The organism is Paraglaciecola sp. QJM3NY_14 (assembly GCF_056173245.1).
Window position 1 is genome coordinate 2,417,989 of sequence record NZ_CM149664.1, and the last position, 21,079, is coordinate 2,439,067.

The 21,079-nt window shown below is 42.4% G+C and carries 13 protein-coding genes; 12 read left to right on the forward strand and 1 reads right to left on the reverse strand.

What is annotated here, in order from left to right:
* Positions 1–149: 149 nt before the first annotated feature.
* From AC0VYA_RS10125 to rmf, 12 genes are all read left to right on the forward strand, one after another.
* The gene (locus AC0VYA_RS10125; protein WP_473480376.1) at positions 150–2,216 is read left to right on the forward strand and encodes a DUF1302 family protein; all 2,067 of its coding nucleotides are present in this window, start codon (positions 150–152) and stop codon (positions 2,214–2,216) included.
* A gap of 10 nt (positions 2,217–2,226) precedes the next feature.
* On the forward strand, positions 2,227–3,594 hold the full coding sequence (locus AC0VYA_RS10130) for a DUF1329 domain-containing protein (RefSeq protein WP_011574810.1): 1,368 nt from the start codon (positions 2,227–2,229) through the stop codon (positions 3,592–3,594).
* A gap of 58 nt (positions 3,595–3,652) precedes the next feature.
* The gene (locus tag AC0VYA_RS10135) at positions 3,653–4,651 is read left to right on the forward strand and encodes a YCF48-related protein (protein WP_475490923.1); all 999 of its coding nucleotides are present in this window, start codon (positions 3,653–3,655) and stop codon (positions 4,649–4,651) included.
* Between the two features lie 6 nt (positions 4,652–4,657).
* On the forward strand, positions 4,658–6,973 hold the full coding sequence (locus AC0VYA_RS10140) for an efflux RND transporter permease subunit (RefSeq protein WP_475490924.1): 2,316 nt from the start codon (positions 4,658–4,660) through the stop codon (positions 6,971–6,973).
* A gap of 284 nt (positions 6,974–7,257) precedes the next feature.
* Entirely contained in the window at positions 7,258–12,096 is a 4,839-nt protein-coding gene (locus AC0VYA_RS10145; RefSeq protein ID WP_473480382.1) for an NAD-glutamate dehydrogenase domain-containing protein, read from the forward strand.
* A gap of 70 nt (positions 12,097–12,166) precedes the next feature.
* Positions 12,167–13,174 carry a quinone-dependent dihydroorotate dehydrogenase gene (pyrD, locus tag AC0VYA_RS10150; RefSeq protein ID WP_475490925.1) on the forward strand — a complete coding sequence of 336 codons (1,008 nt, stop codon included), beginning with the start codon at positions 12,167–12,169 and terminating at the stop codon, positions 13,172–13,174.
* A 115-nt stretch (positions 13,175–13,289) separates the two neighbouring features.
* Positions 13,290–13,826: a cell division protein ZapC domain-containing protein gene (locus tag AC0VYA_RS10155; RefSeq protein WP_011574815.1), complete on the forward strand. Its 537-nt coding sequence runs from the start codon at positions 13,290–13,292 to the stop codon at positions 13,824–13,826.
* Positions 13,827–13,961: 135 nt separating this feature from the next.
* Positions 13,962–16,067 carry a bifunctional 23S rRNA (guanine(2069)-N(7))-methyltransferase RlmK/23S rRNA (guanine(2445)-N(2))-methyltransferase RlmL gene (rlmKL, locus tag AC0VYA_RS10160; RefSeq protein WP_475490926.1) on the forward strand — a complete coding sequence of 702 codons (2,106 nt, stop codon included), beginning with the start codon at positions 13,962–13,964 and terminating at the stop codon, positions 16,065–16,067.
* Positions 16,060–16,296: a glutaredoxin family protein gene (locus tag AC0VYA_RS10165; RefSeq protein ID WP_041713671.1), complete on the forward strand. Its 237-nt coding sequence runs from the start codon at positions 16,060–16,062 to the stop codon at positions 16,294–16,296. Before rlmKL ends, AC0VYA_RS10165 begins: the two co-directional genes overlap by 8 nt.
* A complete protein-coding gene (gene uup, locus AC0VYA_RS10170) occupies positions 16,293–18,197 on the forward strand; it encodes an ATP-binding cassette ATPase Uup (protein WP_475490927.1) in 1,905 nt (634 codons plus the stop codon). The genes AC0VYA_RS10165 and uup overlap by 4 nt, the downstream gene beginning before the upstream one ends.
* A 30-nt stretch (positions 18,198–18,227) precedes the next feature.
* On the forward strand, positions 18,228–19,925 hold the full coding sequence (locus AC0VYA_RS10175; RefSeq protein ID WP_475490928.1) for a DUF3466 family protein: 1,698 nt from the start codon (positions 18,228–18,230) through the stop codon (positions 19,923–19,925).
* A gap of 264 nt (positions 19,926–20,189) precedes the next feature.
* Positions 20,190–20,363: a ribosome modulation factor gene (gene rmf, locus AC0VYA_RS10180; RefSeq protein ID WP_011574819.1), complete on the forward strand. Its 174-nt coding sequence runs from the start codon at positions 20,190–20,192 to the stop codon at positions 20,361–20,363.
* A gap of 106 nt (positions 20,364–20,469) precedes the next feature.
* On the opposite strand, the gene fabA is transcribed toward rmf, so the two are convergent.
* Positions 20,470–20,988, reverse strand: a complete 519-nt coding sequence (fabA, locus tag AC0VYA_RS10185) for a 3-hydroxyacyl-[acyl-carrier-protein] dehydratase FabA (protein WP_006993975.1) — start codon at positions 20,986–20,988, stop codon at positions 20,470–20,472.
* Positions 20,989–21,079 lie beyond the last annotated feature (91 nt).

Here is a 21,079-nt window from a genome sequence, read left to right on the forward strand (position 1 = left end):
ACACATTGAAAACATACAGGATATACGACTAAATACTGGTACGATTAGTACTTGCTATCGAGGCTATTTGGTGTAATCATTTTGTTAAATTTGAGTGGTTTAATTGAATGTCATGTTAGTACCTAGTGCTAACTAATAGGGAGGTATGGATGAGTCGTGAATTCTTCGGGTTTAAAAAGTCGCCTATAGCGTTAGGTGTGATGGGGCTTATGGGCGCAGCAATGATGCCAGCGCAAGCCGCCAGTTGGAGTGATGGCGATTGGTCAGTTACCTTTGACTCGAACTTTTCTTTGGGTACCAGCATACGTGTTGAAGAGCGCGATTTCTCACGCGTGGGTAATAGTAACGGTGTACAGTTTGATTGGACAGGTTATAACCCTGCTACCAATCCTATTTACAGCTCAGCTGACGTGTGGGCATTAGGTACAGGTGGTTACTCGACAAATGGTGACTTAAGCACCCTGAACTACGAAAAAGGAAATCCATTTTCGACGCTGTTCAAAGGCGTGCATGAACTTGATATCCAATACAAAAACATGGGCGTTTTCATGCGTGGAATGTATTTCTACGACTTTGAAATGAAAGATAGTTCGCGGGATTGGCAGAATCCGATTACAGGTAAAACACAAGACCCTTGTGCTTCGTCTACCGCTAATGATGAACTATGTTCAGATGTACGTTTGTTAGACGCCTACTTCTATTCTGATTTCTATATCGGTGATATGCCGGTCACATTCCGAGTGGGTGACCAAGTGGTGAGCTGGGGTGAAAGTACGTTCATTCAGCATGGTATTAACTCAACCAACCCTGTGGATGTCTCTCGTGCTCAAGCACCAGGTGCTGAGCTTAAAGAAGTCTTTATTCCAGTGGGGATGGTATTCGCTCAGTTCGGTTTGACCGAAAATTTAAGCTTGTCTATGTACTACCAGTACCAATGGGAGCGAAGCCGATTACCACAAGCAGGTAGTTACTTCGCAACCAATGACTTTGCTGGCGAAGGCGGTCAAGCGCAGAATATCCAGTTAGGTTTTAGTGGTAACCCTGATATTGATTTGGATTTCTTGTTATCAAGTTTGAACGGGCTTGGAGATTTACTACGAAGTGGTGCTGATGCAGCTCAAATAGGTCAGGCCTATTTAGCTTATCCAACTAAAGTGGCTGTGCGTGGTTATAGTGATTCTGCTCATGAAGATGCAGACGACCAAGGTCAGTACGGGATAAAAATTGGTTACTATGCAGAAGACTTGAACGAAACTGAGTTCAATTTCTATATGCTTAACTACCACAGCCAACGCCCATTAATCTCTGGGTTAACGTCTGATTTTACTTCTGCAAGTATTGCCGCTGATCTTGGTATGTTGGCCACAACTGAAATCACTAAAGACAATGTAACAGACCTTAAAGCTTTCACGAAAACAGGGTTTGTTTATCCTGAAGACTTGAAACTGTATGGCTTTAGTTTTAACACCAATGTAGGTACAACAGCTCTTGCGGGGGAAATAGCTTATCGTGTAGATGAACCTTTGCAACTTGATGACGTTGAATTGTTGTATGCTGCGATGCCACAGCAATTAGCAATTGCAGGTTTACGTCCTGATTTAGCGGGTATTTCTCAACTAGACGGATATCAAGGATTTACAACGGGGCCTGGGGAAACGGCAACGGGATACATTGAGTCTGATACATTGCAAATGCAAGTCACAGCAACACATATTTTTGGCCCTGCTTTGGGTACGGATAATTTAGTGGTGTTGGGCGAAGTTGGGTATGTCAGCATTCAAGACTTCCCGGATCCAAATGTTATTCGACTAAATGGTCCTGGTTCTGTGCGTACGCCTTCGCTTGAGCCAACCGCGGATGGTAACACCCGAGAAGGTTTGCATATTGGTCTGTCTGATGGCCCAGAAACAAACCCATTCCCAACGTCGAGTGCTTGGGGCTACCGCTTACTGGCTAATGCGTCATTCAACAACGTTTTCGCTGGTATTAATCTGCAAGCACGTGGCACCTTTGCACATGATGTAAATGGTATTACACCTGATCCATTATTCTTATTTATCGAAGATAGAAAATCAGCTAGCGCGTCATTAACGTTTGATTATTTAAGCAAATGGTCAGCAACGGCTTCTTATAACACGTTCTGGGGCGGTCAAGGCACCACCAACCAGCTGTCGGATCGTGATTATGTCTCTTTTAACATCAAGTATTCTATCTAGGAGCTATATTATGATTAGAAAATTTGCTCTCGTAGCGTCTGCAATGGCGTTAACATTTAATTCTGGCTTGATTCAAGCCAAGGTATCTGAAACTGAAGCCGCTAAACTAGGCGCTGAATTGTCGCCAGTTGGTGCTGTTGTAGCGGGCAACGCTGACGGCAGTATTCCTGCGTGGACCGGTGGTATTACCGAAGTTCCAGCGGGTTATAAAGAAGGTGATTTTCACCCTGACCCATATGCTGATGATAAAGTGTTGTTTACTATTACCGCTAAAAATTACCAAGAATACTCAGCGTTTTTAAGTGATGGTCAAAAAGAACTGTTCAAGGCATATCCTGACACATATAAGATGCCGGTTTATGAAAGCCGTCGTTCAGCGTCTTTACCTCAGTTTGTGTATGATGAAACGGCTAAAAATGCGGTCATGGCCGAATTAATCCAAGGTGGCAACGGCGTCAAAAATGCAGCAATTGGTATTCCATTTCCTATTCCGCAAAATGGGGTAGAAGCAATATGGAACCATATTTTGCGCTATCGCGGTGAAACGGTAAAACGCTTTGGTGGTCAGGCTGCGCCGACTGCATCTGGCGATTACAACGTGATCGGTTTTGACGAAGAGTTGATTCAAAAATACTCGGCAAAAGACGCGACACGCGAGAAACTGCTCGAAGAAAACGTCATTTCGAAATTTAAGCAAAGTGTTACGTCTCCTGCGCGTTTAGCCGGTACTGCTTTATTGGTACATGAAACCATGGACCAAATTCGTGAACCGCGTCAAGCATGGACATACAACACAGGTCAACGCCGTGTTCGTCGTGCTCCTAACGTTGCATATGATGCCCCAGGTACGGCGTCAGATGGCTTAAGAACATCCGATGACTTTGATATGTTCAATGGTGCCCCAGATCGTTACAACTGGGAGTTGAAAGGTAAGCAAGAATTGTACGTTGCTTATAATAATTACCACCTACACAGTGATAAAGTGAAGTACGAAGACATTCTTAAACCAGGTCATATCAATCCAGATTTAACACGCTTTGAGAAACATCGCGTCTGGGTTGTGGAAGCGACACTTAAACCTGAGTTTCGTCATATTTATCAAAAACGCGTGTTCTTTATTGATGAAGACAGCTGGCAGATCCAAGTTGCTGACATGTACGATAATCGTAACGAGTTGTATCGTGTAGGCATATCTCATGGTATTAACTATTATGAAGTTCCTACTCAGTGGTCGACATTAGATGTTTATCATGACTTGAACTCTCGTCGTTATCTCGCTTTAGGATTAGATAATGAAGAGAAAATGTATGAATTTAATGTAGATTTAAAAGATCGCGAATTTACCCCTGAGGCCATGCGCCGAGCCGGTAGACGCTAATCGAGAAAGAACGGTTGGCCATTGCCAACCGTTTTCATTTTTATGGAACTCAATTACTATGAAATTATCCCTTGCAAGTGCAGTGATTGCCGTTTTACTTGCGCCTTCAGCGTCTATCCAAGCCGCTCAGAGTAGTTTTCAAGCCCCTCTCGTTGACCAGTCTTTATTACTTGATATCGCCCACAGCGGTGACCAACTTATTGCCGTAGGTGAACGCGGACACATTATTCGTTCAAATGATGGTCGGGCATGGCAACAGATGGATGTACCGTCAACATCGACTTTGACTGGCGTTTATTTTGTTGGCCAACAAGGCTGGGCAGTCGGTCATGACTTCATCATTTTACATACTCAAAACAATGGCCTCGATTGGGAAATACAACATTTCGCTCCAGAACAAGAACGCCCATTGTTGGACGTTGTCTTTTTCAATGAAAATGAGGGCATTGCGATTGGCGCCTATGGCGCGTTTTTGCGGACTGAAGATGGCGGTAAATCATGGCGTAATGAATTACACGCCGAATTTGTGAATCAAGCTGACCAAGAGTATCTAAATGAATTACGCCTTGAAGATAAAGCGTTTTACCAGGAAGAACTCGCCGCCATTTTACCTCACTTAAACAGTGTTTCTGTTTCTGGCAATGAGGTTTATTTAGCTGGTGAAGCAGGCCTGCTAGCGATGAGTTCAGACAAAGGCCAAACGTGGAAAAGAATGGATATTGACTATCATGGCTCCTTTTTTAACATCGCCAAAACCGAGTCTGGCGATCTGATTGCCACAGGTCTACGCGGAAATGTATTTAGTTACAACAGTGAATTGCAAAACTGGCAAGCTGTTGACTCAGGTAGCAAGGCATCCATGAACGGTATTGTTTCTGTGGACGAGTCTCGTACGGTATTGCTTGGCAATAACGGCGCTGTGGTGACTATGCAGGGCGACGATGTTGACTATAAGCAACAAAGCGATGGCCAAGCGCTTATCAATGGTGTGTTGTTCAACAATCAAATTATCGCAGTGTCGGTCGACGGCATTAAACATTTGCAGCAAGCACGGTAGTCGTTCATGAGTAATATTATAAAATTTTTAGAATCCTTGATTTTCAAAAACCGTATCGCCGTTCTGTTGCTCTTTTTGGTAGCGACTATTTTTCTCGGATACCAATCGTCACAACTCCGTCTAGATGCGGGCTTTACCAAGAATATCCCCCTTAATCATGAGTACATGCAAAACTACATGAAGCATGTCAATGATTTTGGTGGTGCGAATAGTATTTTGGTCTCTGTTTGTGACAAAGACGGTGACATCTTTAATCAAAACTTTTTTGATACGTTGAAAGACGTACACGATCAGTTATTTTTCATTAATGGTGTTGACCGCTCTTTGGTTAAATCACTCTTTTCATCCTCAACGCGATTTACTGAGATTGTAGAGGGTGGTTTTGCAGGTGGTCCGGTTATCCCTGCTGATTTCAATTCTTCTGAGCAACGTGGCTTAGATAAAGTGTCATCCAATATTGAAAAAGCAGGTATTGTCGGCAGTTTGGTGTCTGATGATTATCAGTGTGCCATGGTCAACGCAAAATTATTGGATTTGGATCCAGAAACGGGTGAGAAGCTTGACACTCTGGCCTTAGCGGATGAGCTCGAAACTCAGCTTCGTGGTCAGTTTGAAACCGACGATATCTCTATACATATTATTGGCTTTGCAAAGATGATTGGTGATGTGGCCAATGGTGCTAAAGACGTATTGGTGTTTTTTGCCATCGCTATTGCGATTACCGCAGTGCTCGTTTATTTCTTCTGTAAATCGCTGATGTTGACCGTATTACCACTGCTGTGTTCAATCATTGCGGTGATTTGGCAGATGGGGTTGCTCACGTTACTGGGTTTTGGTCTTGACCCCATGTCGATATTAGTGCCTTTCCTCGTTTTTGCGATTGGGATTAGTCATGGTGTACAAATGATCAATTCTGTCGGTAAAGAGGTCACTAAAGGCAGTTCCTCGTTTGATGCCGCTAAGCTGGCCTTTACCACCTTGTTAATACCTGGTGGCGTGGCGCTACTGTCCGACACGATTGGCTTTATGACATTATTGGTTATTGATATTGGTATCATTCGCGAGCTTGCTATCACGGCAAGTATGGGTGTGGCGGTAATCATTTTAACGAACCTATTGTTGCTGCCTGTGCTGATGTCTTTCGTTAAATTTAGCGAAAAATATAAGCAAAAATTTGCAGGTAAGGAAAATCGCGCAGATAAGTTTTGGGATGGGATAGCAGCATGCTCTAGCCCGAAAGTGGCGATTGTTATACTCGTTGTCACCGCAGTCTTATTTGGTTCCGGTTGGATGCAAGCCCAAAAAATGAAAATTGGTGATTTGCACGCTGGTGCGCCTGCGCTTCATGCATCGTCTCGTTACAATCAAGACACGTTTTTGATTACTGACAAATATGAAATCAGCACTGATTACATGTCGATTCTGGTCGAAGCGACCAAAGATGCTTGTACTTCATATGACGTGATGAATTCAATTGACGAACTACAATGGCGCATGAGCAATATCGAGGGGGTGCAATCTGCAGTTAGCTTAGCCTCGGTGGCTAAAATTATTAATGCGGGCTACAACGAAGGAAACGCGAAATGGCGCGTACTTCCGCGCAATCAACAGACTTTAGTTCAGGATATCGCGCGGGTTGATACCTCATCTGGTTTGTTAAATGGTGATTGTTCTGTGATGCCGATTATTCTGTTTATGGAAGATCACAAAGCAGAAACCATTAATCGTGTGGTTGATGCGGTAAAAGCCTATCGTGTTGATTTTGAGACGCCTGAATTGCAATTTAAATTAGCCTCTGGGCCAATTGGGGTTATGGCCGCTCAAAATGAAGCGGTTGAAGCATCTCAAGATCCTATGATGTTATACGTGTTCGGGGCCGTTATTCTATTATGCTTGCTGAGCTTTAAGTCTTTACGTGCAACACTTGCGGTGGTTATTCCTTTGTATGTGGTATCGGTTTTAGCCCAGGCGTTAATGACGTATTTGCAGATTGGTTTAACGGTTTCTACATTGCCGGTTATTGCGCTAGGCGTGGGTATCGGTGTTGATTATGGTATTTATATCTTATCGACTATGAATGCGAAATTAAAAGCGGGTATGGCTGTGCGTCAAGCGTACTTTGAAGCACTTAAAGAGCGGGGCAGTGCCGTATTGTTTACTGGTGCAACCTTAGCCGTTGGCGTAAGTACTTGGGTATTCTCATCACTTAAATTCCAAATGGATATGGGAATTTTACTCACGTTCATGTTTATCGTGAATATGATGGGGGCAATTATTGTATTACCCGCGTTAGCCAGTGTGTTTTGGCGCAAACAAAAATAATTCCGCATAATTATTTAAAAATTTGCATAAAAAAGGCCGTAAGGCCTTTTTTTATGTTCGAAATTCAAATAACTATATTAGTTGTAAATACGGCGTAAATTTAGGGCTTTTCAAGGCCGAAAATTTTAGCGAGAATAGCGTTATAAAGGCTAAAAACTGTATATATCTCAGTCTATTGTCTAGTCTCATTAATTGTCGTCGATAGAACTAACACTGTAACAATTTGTTAATGCATCGATTAAATACCACTGTTACTTCCATAAAAGTAAGGAATAGGTAAATTCATGACGGTTGCAACACACCAGCATTCAGTTTTGTTAGAAAACGTAGTCAAACTCATTGAGAAGAAAGTCGATAAATCCCAAGTTGACCTTGTAAAAAATTTCTCGCGTATTTTGTTCAACAATATTTCCCCAGAAGACCTTGATAATCGCAATGACAGCGATCTTTACGGTGCAACATTGAGTCTGTGGAATAAGTTTTTAAACTTTGATGCCAGTAAGCAAATTATTCGTGTCTTCAACCCTGAAGTTGGTAAGCATGGATGGCAGTCCACCCATACTATCGTTGAAATTCTGGTTCAGGACATGCCGTTTTTAGTAGACTCAGTGCGTATGGCGCTTAACAGAATGGGTGTTACCGCTCATTTGTTGTTGCACAGCCCAATCACATTACAACGTGATGAGGAGCATAAGTTTAGTGGTTTCGTTGATGGCAAAAAGACAGTAAAAGATGCAAAAAAGGAAACAATTTTCTTAATTGAGGTAGACCGTCAGACAACCAAGAAAGCTCTAGACGCCCTCGCTACAGAGTTAATGTCTGTGGTGAATGAAGTCTTCTTGGCGGTGCAAGATTGGAATGCAATGAGTGATAAGCTCAATGCGATTATTGAAGCGTTTCCGACTAGCCCGTCGCCGGCATCAGAAGAACAGAAAGAGCAAACCATAAAATTTCTAACATGGTTAAATGATCATAATTTCACCATCATGGGATATCGCTCATACAGTGCGAAAGCGGTTAAAGGAGACTACCGTTGGTTAGCCGATAACGAATCGAGTTTAGGGTTGATGAAAAACTCAGCCAGTGAGCGCGAGCGAGTGTTATCTAATATTCCAGCTTCAGCTCGAGAAGAAGCGTTAAGTAATCACCCGTTACTGTTGACTAAAACGAACAGTCGCTCCCGTGTGCATCGCCCAGCGTATATGGATTACATCGGTATAAAACGCTTCGATGCTCAAGGAAATGTTGTAGGAGAAGACCGCTTCATTGGCCTTTATTCCGCTTCATTTTATAACAGTAGCGCTACGCAAGTACCTGTACTACAAAATAAAATTGATAACATCTGTCAAAAGTCCGGTTTTGAAAAAGACTCTCATGGTCATAAAGCATTCTTAAACATTATTGAAACCTATCCCCGAGATGAGCTATTGCAGGGCAGCGAAGATGAGTTAGCACAAATAGCCTTGGGTATTTTCCAAATGCAGGAAAGGGGGATTTCGCGTTTGTTTGTGCGTAAAGATGTGTTCGGGCGTTTTATTTCTTGTATGGTTTATGTGCCAAGAGAGCGTTACAACACCCAATTGCGAAAAGACACCCAAGTTTTGCTGCAAAAGTCATTTAACAGCCAAGAAGAAGTGGAGTTTACCACTTACTTCTCAGAATCTGTGTATGCCAGAACGCAATATATCGTTAGAGTGAAAGACAACAATTCGGAATATAATGTGAAGGAAATTGAAAAGAACATCATTGAGCTCACAAAAAGTTGGAACGATAAGTTAACCGCCACCATTCGTTCTACCTACGGTGAAGCCGCAGGCAAAGTGCTTGAACAAAAGTACGACGATGCGTTTCCCCCAAGTTACAAAGAGCATAATGTTCCTAGTGCCGCGTTAGTTGATTTAGAAAAAATCGAGTTACTCAGTGCTGAGCACACTTTGGACATGTTGTTCTATCGTCCACAAGAAGAGACAAACGACAGCGAAGTCGTCAAGTTAAAGCTATTTCACAAGAATGAACCAATACATTTATCCGCTGTATTACCCATGCTGGAAAACTTTGGTCTGCGAGTAATTGATGAAAGTCCTTATCGGGTGAAATCCAGTGACGGGGAAGTAAACTGGATCATGGAATTTTCCATGTTGCACAGTACCAGTAATCGCATGGACTTAGAGCGTGCTCAAACACTTTTCCAAAATGCCTTTGCTAAGGTTTGGTCGAATGAATTAGAAGATGACGCGTTTAACCGTTTAGTGTTAGGGGCTGGCTTGCCTGGTAGAAACGTGACTATTCTGCGTGCGTATGCCAAATACATGCGTCAAATTGGCAGTTCATTTAGTAAAGACTATATCGCTAACACCTTGGCTCATTACCCAGATATTGCCAAAATTTTGGTGTCTTTGTTTAACCAACGTTATAACCCCAAAGTGCGTCGTTCTAATAAACGCGAAGAAACTTTATTGAACGAGGTGAAAAAGCACTTAGATAATGTTTCGAATCTGGATGATGATCGTATTATTCGTCGTTACTTGGATTTGATCTTGGCCACAACACGCACCAACTTTTATCAAAGTGATGACCAAGGCAATGAAAAATCTTACGCCTCATTTAAAATGTTGCCTGAGCTCATCCCTGATATGCCGCTACCTCGTCCGAAATTTGAGATATTTGTATATTCACCGCGTATAGAAGGTGTACACCTTCGTGGCGGAAAAGTCGCGCGTGGTGGGTTGCGTTGGTCTGATAGACAAGAAGATTTCCGTACTGAAATATTAGGTTTAGTTAAAGCGCAGCAAGTTAAAAATACCGTGATTGTTCCTGTGGGCGCTAAAGGGGGTTTTGTATGTAAAAATCTGCCGCTAAATCAAGGTCGCGAAGCGTTTCAAAAAGAAGGCCAAGCCTGTTACAAAATTTTCATCCGTAGCTTGTTAGATATAACCGATAACATCGTCGATGGTAATATTGTTCATCCTAAAGAAGTTGTGCGCTTAGATGAAGACGATGCCTATTTGGTTGTTGCTGCAGATAAAGGGACCGCGACATTCTCAGATATTGCCAACGGGATCTCAGAAGAATTTAATTTTTGGTTGGGTGATGCGTTTGCATCCGGTGGCAGTATTGGCTACGACCATAAGAAAATGGGCATCACCGCGCGCGGTGGATGGGAGTCTGTTAAACGTCATTTCCGAGAAATGGATATTGATTGTCAAACCACAGATTTCACCTGTGTCGCCGTTGGTGATATGGCGGGTGATGTATTTGGTAATGGCATGTTGTTGTCAGAGCACACTAAATTAATATGTGCATTCAACCATTTACACATCTTCTTTGACCCCGACCCTGATATTAAAACCAGTTATGCAGAGCGTAAGCGTTTGTTCGAAAACCCATCCTTGGGATGGGATGATTATGATAAGTCGCTGATCTCGACAGGTGGCGATGTATTTAGCCGCGCATCTAAATCTATCAAGCTAACAGCTGAAATGAAAAAATGGTTAGGGACCAAACAACAAACCATGACCCCTAACGAGCTTATTCATAACGTATTGCAGATGGAAGTCGACTTGCTGTGGAACGGCGGCATTGGTACATACGTAAAAAGCAGTAAAGAGAGTCACTCACAAGTTGGCGATAGAGCCAATGATGATACCCGCGTTAACGGCGCTCAGGTGAGAGCGAAAATCATAGGGGAAGGCGGTAATCTTGGTTTGACCCAACTTGGGCGAATCGAATTTGCCCGCAACGGTGGTCGCGTTAATACTGACTTCATTGACAATGTAGGCGGTGTAGATTGTTCTGATAACGAAGTTAATATCAAGATCTTACTCAATGCTCTGGTTAGTGCAGGGGACCTAACCCTGAAACAACGCAATAACTTGTTGTTTGAAATGACGGACGATGTGGGCGAATTGGTGATCCAAGATTGCTATCGTCAAACTGAGTCTATTTCCATTACTCAATTAAGCGGCGGTAGTCAGTTAAAAGAGCAACTTCGCTTTATCCATAACTTAGAAAAAGAAGGCAATCTAAATCGTGAGATTGAATTCATTCCCACTGATGATGAAATATCCGATCGCTTAGCCGCGTCTCAAGGTTTGACCCGTCCTGAGCTTTCAGTATTGATTGCCTATGGAAAAATGATGTTGAAAGAACGATTCAACATACCTGAGATCACTGAGAACCCTTATCATCAAAAATTGTTGATAGGCGCCTTTCCTGAAGTCTTGCAAAAACGTTATGCGGCTCAAATGGAACAACATCCATTGCGTAGAGAAATTATCGCCACCAAGTTGACCAATAACTTGATCAATGACATGGGAATGAATTTCGTTTTTCGTATGCAAGAAGAAACGGGCGCCACGATAGATGAAATTGCCAATGCCTATTGTGTTGTTAAAGGCATCTTTGGCATGGAATCGTTATGGGAAGACGTGGAAGCGTTAGATAACAAAATTAGTGCCAATACTCAGCTGTCGATGCTTGAAAGTATGCGCCGTACTTTGCGCAGAGCATCTCGTTGGTATTTACGCCACGGCGTGAAATCCATGAGTATTCAAGATGCCATCGACAGTTACAAGTCGACGTTTGCTGACTTGTTTAAAAATCTAAAAGACTATTTGGTTGAAGACGAATACAGTGAACTTGAAGAAAACTGTACACGATTGACCAAGGAAGGTGTACCTAAAGATATCGCTTACAAAGTATCAAGCTTAAGTAATTTGTTCCCATGTTTAGATTTGGCACAAATTGCTAAAGCAGAAGGTCGCAGTATTAAATTGGTGGCCAATTTATATTTCAAATTAGGTTCGCGTTTAGAATTGCATTGGTTCTTGGAACAGATAAACCATCAAACAGTGTCGAATCATTGGCAAGCATTGGCTAGAGCATCTTATCGTGAAGAACTTGACTGGCAACAACGTGCGTTGGCAACAGTTTTGCTAAATGGTGCACTTGAATGTGATGATGCAGAAATTATTTTAGGTACATGGATGGAACATAATCAGGCTCTATTAGAGCGCTGGTATAGTATGATGTCGGAATTCAAAACCAGTAGTACTCATGAATTTGCGAAATTTTCGGTCGCATTACGTGAATTAATGTTGCTTAGCATTAACGCTAACGCTTAATATTAAACGTACGGTCTATAATGCCCTGGTGATAACCGGGGCTTTTTTTTGTCTAAGGAAAACACACACCATGTATGCCATTTTACAGAAATTTCTTTTCACCCAAGACGCTGAGTGGAGCCATGATTTCACGATCAACTGGCTCAAGCGGACTCAACATAATTTTTTGAACGTGGCTTACAAACAACATATTGCTGACAAGCCTGTGGAATTTCTTGGCATAACGTTCAAGAACCCAGTTGGTTTAGCTGCAGGGCTAGATAAAAACGCAGAGTGCATTGATGCATTTGCCGCAATGGGATTTGGTTTTATAGAAGTAGGAACGGTCACGCCAAAGGCGCAAGCAGGTAATGACAAGCCAAGAATGTTTAGATTGCCAGCGGGACAGGCGATCATTAATCGTATGGGCTTTAACAACAAAGGGGTTGATTATTTAGTTGAGCAAGTGAAGAAAGCTAAATACAAGGGTGTCCTTGGGATCAATATAGGCAAAAACAAAACCACGCCTGAAGATGAAGCGCTAAATGATTATTTGATCTGCTTACGCAAAGTGTACGCCCATGCGAGTTACGTCACCGTTAACATCTCATCTCCGAACACACCAGGCTTACGAAACTTGCAATACGGGGACGCTTTAACCCAATTATTGGAAGGTTTAAAAGAAGAGCAGGCCAAGCTAGAAGTAAAACACAATAAGCGTGTGCCTATTCTTATTAAGATCGCTCCCGATCTAGAGGGTTCTGAATTAGATTCTATGGTTGATTCATTTTTAACCGTCGGGATCGATGGCGTGATCGCAACGAACACCACGCTCGATCGAGATAGGGTAAAGGGTCAAGAACACGCCGAGGAAGCTGGCGGTCTAAGTGGGTCAGTACTTACTGACAAAAGTCAGCGGATCGTTAGCTCATTATGCGCTAAGCTCGCTGGTAACGTGCCTGTGATAGGCGTTGGGGGAATTGATTCACCACATGCAGCCAAGGCGCGGATCGAAGCGGGATCACCTTTAATTCAAGTGTATTCTGCGCTGATCTACCAGGGGCCAAAATTAATAAAAGAGATCGTGGACTCGTTATAATGATCAAGGTGTGATCGCCTTTCTTTATCACAAATAGATATGACGAAAGTGCATGATTTCTAAGTCATTTATGCTAGTTTCTTATTAGGATTTAATAATAATAGGCTAGGGGATCATGTTACTTCCGAACACGAATTGGTTTTGGTATACACATGAAAATGAATTGCGTCTTGACTTAGGTGACACACTGACCTTTGTTGCGCCCTTTGCATTAAAAAACTTAGTCAATCTTCCCAGCGATAAACAATTGTTCAGTTTAGAAGACACTGAGCATTACGTGGCACTAGCTGAAAGCCTAGACAATAGTGGACTCGAGTTATCAGACGGTGAGTTGGTTCAAATACTATTGAATGCGACTGCAGCCCTTAAGTTTCATAAACCAATAGGGATGAAAAGCTGGTTGTATAAAACACAAAGCACCAGTGGTGTACATTATCAATTGGCCTTGCTTGAGCCTACTGATACTGCATACCCTGAGTTAGGCCAAGTCATTGTGATTGAGCAAGATGGTGCCTGTGCCACGTGTATGTTGATATCAAACGAATTTGCAGTAAATAGCAGCAAAAAGTTCTCTAAGTTTGAAATGATTAAGGTAATGAATGACCGTCTTATCCCGTGCTTAGTGGATATTCCTGTATACAAACGCGCTTAGCCTCATATCACTGTAAATCCCTCACAACGCTTCTGTTTCATCTCTTCAAGAACAAATTGATTTTTACGTATTTAGCCATGCGACATGCATTTATTTGCCGTATAATCGCGCCCGAAGAATTAACTGAGTTGGTATATGTTTGAATTTTTAGTCACCACGTCCAAAGGGCTCGATGAGCTGCTTGCCCAAGAAATAACGAAGTTGTGTCCACAACTGTCTGTAAAAACCAAACCTGGCCAAGTGCTGTTCACCGGTGAGATCGAACAAGCATATAAAATTTGCTTGTGGTCACGCCTTGCGAACAGGGTGATGTTGAAATTAGCCGATGGCCATGTAGATAGCGCGGATGATGTATATCAAATTACTAGCAGCGTAAACTGGACATCGCACTTCAGCGTGAATAGTACATTTGTCGTTGATTTCGTCGGCGCGAGTCATTGCATTAACAATAGCCAGTTCGGGGCGTTGAAAATTAAAGATGCGGTGGTAGACCAATTTAATGAATTATTTGAGTCGCGGCCCTCAGTGAGCAAAATAGAGCCCGATATTCGTATTCAAGGGCGTATGTGGAGCGACAAGTTGACTGTGTATTTAGACTTGTCAGGTTCAAGTTTACACCAACGCCATTACCGTACCAAAACTGGTTTGGCTCCTGTTAAAGAGCATATCGCGTGCGCTATGTTGGTTCGCAGCGGATGGGCCAATGATCAGCAAGCGCCATTAGTTGACCCTATGTGCGGTGCGGGCACTATTGCTATTGAAGCGGCGTTAATGGCAGCCAATATTGCCCCTGCACTTAAGCGTGAACGATGGGGTTTTACCCGTTGGTTACAGCATGATGCGACGTTGTGGCAGTCATTATTAGACGACGCAAACGCTCAAATTATTACCCCTAACTGTGTGATTAACGCCAGTGACATTGACCATGGTGTTGTGTCGATAGCGAAAGAAAATGCGGATGCAGCAGGGGTTTTCTCTGGGATAAAATTTAACACCATAGATGCCTGCAAAGTTATTCCACCTAAAGGACACACCACGGGTTACATTGTGAGTAACCCTCCTTATGGCGAGCGCTTGAGCGAAATAACAGCACTGTTACCGTTATTTCAGGCGTGGGGAACAAGTCTTAAAGAGCATTTTAAAGGTTGGAACTTATCTCTATTAACGTCTAATCGAGATTTGTTACGCAGCATGAAGATGTTTGCTCACAAAGAATACAAGTTAATGAATGGCAAACTTGAATGTCAGTTAGTCAATTTCGCTTTGGATGAAAAAAACTGTATTACCCGTGAAACGAGTCTGAGTAATAATGATTTCGCGAATCGTTTGAATAAGAACATCAAACGTTTGAGCAAATGGCTCAAAAGTGAGAATACAAATTGTTACCGTATTTATGATGCTGATTTGCCAGAATACAACGTCGCTATTGACCGCTATGGTGATTGGTTGGTCGTACAAGAGTATGCTGCACCAAAAAACGTACCTGAAGCCAAGGCGAAACGCCGGTTGCATGAAGTGATTGTGGCATTGCCGCAAGTCGTTGATGTACCAGCTGAACAAATTGTCATGAAGGTAAGAGCGCAGCAAAAAGGTAAGAGTCAGTACGAAAAGGTATCGCAAAAACAAAAAATGCTGGAAGTGTTTGAAAATGGTGCCAAATTCAAGCTGAATCTGACCGATTACCTTGATACCGGTTTGTTTTTAGATCACCGAGTAACACGTCAACTTGTGCAGCAACGGGTTAAAGACAAGGACGTTCTAAATTTGTTTGCCTACACAGGCAGCGTTTCCGTGCATGCAGCGTTGGGTAAGGCAAAGTCAGTTACCACGGTAGATATGTCAAATACCTATGTGGATTGGGCGAAAGAAAACTTTGCTTTAAATAAGCTAAAAGGCCCTTATGAATTTATTCAAGCTGACTGTTTAACCTGGCTTGAGCGCCACAACAATCAATATGATTTTATCTTTATAGATCCACCGTCGTTTTCTAACTCAAAGCGTATGGATACGACGTGGGATGTACAACGTGACCACGTCACGCTTTTACGTAACGCGGTTAAATGCTTGCGCCCAGGTGGAGAGATTATGTTTTCAAATAACCTGCGCCAGTTCAAGTTAGATGAAGAGGGCGTAAGTCAATTAGGCTTAACGATTCAAGATATAACCCAAAAAACACTGCCGGAAGATTTTAAGCGTAACCCTAAAATTCATGGCTGCTGGGTATTAACACTTAATGCGTAGGCCTGATATATATTTTTACACAGGCAAGAATTGTTGCCTGTGTGATGACGCACAATTGATATTAAATCGAGCTGCGCCAGATGTAGATTGCGTCAAACTTGACGTCAGAGAATCTACCGAGCTGTACCATTTATATGGCGCACGGATCCCAGTACTGAAACGCCAAGATTCAGAGCAAGAGCTCGGTTGGCCTTTCGACGAACAACAATTAAGAGAGTTTTTGTCTTGAGTTTATTACAACTTAAAAATGCCAGTATTATCTTCGGTCACCCACCTTTATTAAGTGGTGTCGAACTTGTCATTCAACCTGGTGAAAGAGTCTGTTTAGTAGGCCGTAATGGTTGCGGTAAGTCTACTTTGCTTAAAATTATTGCCGGTGAGCTAAAACTTGATGATGGCCAGCGCTTAGTTGGCAACCAAGTTAAAATTTCGCGTCTACCGCAAGATCCACCGCAAAGTGTAGAGTGCAGCTTATTTGATTATGTCGCTGAAGGCATGGCTGAGGTAGGGGAGCTACTTAAAGCCTACTTCCACCAGACGCATGTTATTGCAACAGATTACAGTGAAGCGCAAATGGACAAGTTGGAAAAGCTTCAGCAGCAATTAGACCATCACAACGCCTGGCAGTTTGAACAAAAAATCATGCAGGTGTTAACCCAGTTAAAGCTAGACCCTGATCAGCAGTTATCTTCATTATCTGGTGGCTGGCGTCGTAAGGCTGCACTTGCTCGTGCCTTAGCGAATCAACCCGACATTTTATTATTGGATGAACCAACCAACCACCTTGATATTAGTATGATCAAGTGGTTAGAGAACACCGTACTGGATTACCAAGGTGCGGTTGTGTTTGTCAGCCATGACAGAGCGTTTATTCGCAATGTTGCCACCCGTATTGTTGATTTAGACCGTGGTCAGTTGGTCAGTTATCCAGGTAATTATCAAGAATACTTAGATAAAAAAGCCCACGATTTGGAAGTCGAAGAAACCCAGAATGCATTATTCGATAAGAAGTTAAGCCAAGAAGAAGCATGGATCCGCCAAGGTGTGAAAGCGCGCCGTACTCGCAATGAAGGGCGCGTTCGTGCACTGAAGGCTCTGCGCAATGAGCGTAGCGAGAGGCGGGATGTTCAAGGCAGAGCGGTTGTTACCTTAGGGCAAGGGCAAAATTCAGGCAAAATTATATTCGAAGCAGAGAACCTCAGTTATAAAATTGAGGATAAGAATATTGTCGACCATCTAGATTTTACCGTGTTTCGTGGTGACAAAATTGCACTTATTGGCCCCAATGGTTGTGGTAAAAGTACGCTTATAAAATTGCTGCTTGAGCAACTAAAACCTTCGTCAGGCACAGTCCGCTGTGGCACTAAAATAGATTTGGCTTATTTCGATCAGCATCGTTCACAGCTAGACGTATCACTAAAAGTGATTGATGCCATTGCTGATGGTAAGCGTGAAGTTGATATAAACGGTAACAGCAAGCATGTTATTAGCTATTTGCAAGATTACTTGTTTACACCTGAAAGAGTTAATGTACCCGTCAGTTCTTTATCTGGGGGAGAAAAAAACCGCTTGTTACTCGCTAAGCTCATGTTAAAGCCGAACAATCTATTGATACTCGATGAACCCACCAATGACTTGGACGTGGAAACACTGGAGTTACTTGAAGACATCTTAGGCAACTACAAAGGCACGCTTATTTTGGTGAGCCACGATAGAGAGTTCGTTGACAATGTAGTGACCTCTAGTTTGTTTTTCGAAGGTGAGGGCAAGATCAAAGAGTTTGTTGGTGGTTATGCCGATATTTATCAATGGTATGCCGCCAATGCGGTCGCTAAAAAAGGAAATAAGGCTGAAACTTCTAAGCAAAGTGAGAGTCCTAAAACCAAGCCGAAAACCGTTCCTAGTAAAAAGCTATCGTATAAGCAGCAATTAGAACTCGAAAAATTACCGGTTTCTATCGATAAACTAGAGCGAGAGATAACGCAGTTACAGTCGCTCATTAGCGATGGAGATTTTTTCAAGCAAGATAACGATTCTACATCTAAAACATTGGCACAACTTGCTGATGCTGAAAGTAGCCTCAGTGAGGCATACGCTAGATGGGACGAACTTGAAGCATTAACTGAATAAAACTAAATATAAAAGAAATCAGGATTTTAAATGAATAAAACAAGACTGGCAGTATTCACACTTTCTGCATTGACGATGTCCATGGCAAACGCTGCTCAATATACAGTGGTTGAGCTAGAAGCGAATGATAAAGGTGTGAATGTCTTTCCAACGGATATAAACGCCAGCGGGCAAATCGCTGTCAATGTTTCTACACCTTATAATCCGCTGATTGATGAAACGTTGATTGATTTTGACTCTCAATTGCTGATTGATAACCTAACCGATATCGAAGCGGCTAAAGTGGGTAACTATAACGACGCAGATTACATACTTTTATATGCCTTAATTACCGATAACCGTGAAGGGTTGACGACGCAACAAATTGCTAGTCGACATGCTTATCTAGAATCTGATGGTAGTGATATGTTTATTCCTGGCTTTGATGTCCTAGATACAGATAGCAACGAATATACCTTCAGTAATGATATAACGGTGCGTGGTTTAAATGATGTAGGCACAACAGTCGGCAGTAGTTTTGATGTTTTTTACCCCCTTGATTACACATTAGAAGATGGCACCGAGTTAACTTATGTTGTTAATGATTTCTATACCAGAGCATATGCCACAGTAAACAACACCACTGTTGAACTACCGCCAATTGACGATACCGCTGGGGGGTTGAGTGTTGCTTATGATGTAAATAACAATAACCAAGTCGCAGGTTATAGCACTTCGTTGTTAAATTCGACCTCTTTGCAAACGTCTGTGGACAACTGCAACGATGATGACATACGTGCTGATGAGCCGGTTGAAGTGTGCCTAAGGCGTATCAACCTAGCTACCTCAACAAATGGTGAGAAAGCTCTAGAGTTCAGCTTTCAGCGCCGCGCTACTATTTGGCAGTTAGATAATCAAGGTCAAATCATCAGCACCAAAGAGCTTGGTTTGTTGTATACCCCAGAGGAAGATGACACTAATAGTTATGAAAGTAAGGCTTTGGCTATTAACGACAATGGAGTAGCAGTCGGTGAATCCCAGGATGAGTATAGGGACAGCGGTTTTATACGAACATTTGCCGCGGTTTTTGAAGGCGATACCGTTAAAGGTATTACGGATGATGAAGATTTTACCTCAAGCACGGCCACAGACATCAACAATAATGGTTTAGTGGTTGGCTCCGGTGTTAAGCAAGTGAATGGTATATCACGCAGTAAATTTTTTGTGCATGATATCAACACCGATGAAACCATTTTTCCAGAAGACTTCTTCTTAGGCTCCTCAAGCTTTGCTACCGCAATTAATAACTCAGGTATTGTTGTGGGTCGAGGTGAGGTGGAAACGGGGGTATCAGCACGTAGAAGCAACGCATTTCGTTATGATACGAATACATCAGAGTTCGTTAACATGAACGATTTAATTCAATGTAACTCACCATACACTTTGGTGAATGCAACGGGCATTAATGATAATGGTGTGGTGACAGCATCAGCTTTAACGCGTGTACCTTCCAAAAATATTTTGGGGGAGACATTACTAGACAGCAATGGTGACGAAGTTATAGTTGATAAAGTCATCAGTGTTCGCCTTGAGCCAATAATGGGTGGGACCGTTGAAGATTGTGATGTGACTGAGCCAGGAGAAGACCCTAGTGACGGTAATGATTCAGACCGTAAAGGTGCAGGTTTTGGTGTGCTATCACTTTTCGGTTTAATGGTTGTGGCAATCCGCAGACGTTTTAAAGCGTAGAGAAAAATACACCTCTGTGAAGCCCGCATCTAGCGGGCTTTTTTATGCCTATATGACATTACTATTACAAAAAATCATAAGCAGTACCTTTGCTATTCTAAATAGGTTTAATGAAAATATTCAATAAAATTCAATTGGTTACCTATTAATAGGTATTAAGATCAACAAACATTATTGAACCAAAAAGGCAGTTCAACTATCTCTATACACGTGCTTATTTAAAGCACGATTTTAGATAGCTACGTAAAAAGGAAACTCGATTAAATGAAGAGACAAAAGAGAGACAAACTTTCCAGAGCGCATTCAAAAGGGTACCACGCTGGTATATCCGGCAAATCTAAAGAAATATGTCCATTTCAAGCTTCAGAAGCTCGTTCAGAATGGTTAGGAGGGTGGCGCGAAGCGATGGGAGACCGAAGCTTTGGCCTTAAACTCTAGTTAATTTTAGCCCCTAACGGGGCTTTATCATTTTAACGAGGCAATAAAAAAGCGCGTTATATAAACGCGCAATTTAGAGGCACAGGATTAGTTCACCAGAATGAGATTAGAAATTGCTGGTATCTTGGAACAAACCTACTTTTAGATCTTTCGCTTGATAGATAACGCGTCCATCTACAGACACTTCACCATCACCGATACCCATAAATAATTTGCGTTTAATGACACGCTTCATATCGATTTTATAGGTTACTTTCTTAGCGGTTGGCAGAATTTGACCAGAGAACTTTACTTCACCCACACCTAGCGCACGGCCTTTGCCCGGTCCGCCGCACCAACCTAAAAAGAAACCAACTAATTGCCACATAGCGTCCAAGCCTAGACATCCAGGCATAACAGGATCGCCAGGGAAGTGACAGTCAAAGAACCATAGATCTGGCGTAATATCTAATTCAGCAATAATGACCCCTTTTCCGTGCTCTCCGTCTTCTTCAGATATTTTGACGATACGATCCATCATTAACATGTTAGGGGCGGGTAGTTGGCTATTGCCTGGGCCAAATAACTCACCTCGACTACAGGCCAATAATTCTTCTTTTGTAAAACTGTCTTGGTTGATTGTCATAGTATTCCGAGTTTAATATTTGAAAGGACGTAATTTAGCGAACAGTTGTACGCTAAACAACTCTGAACAGTGAATTATTTTACATCTTTGT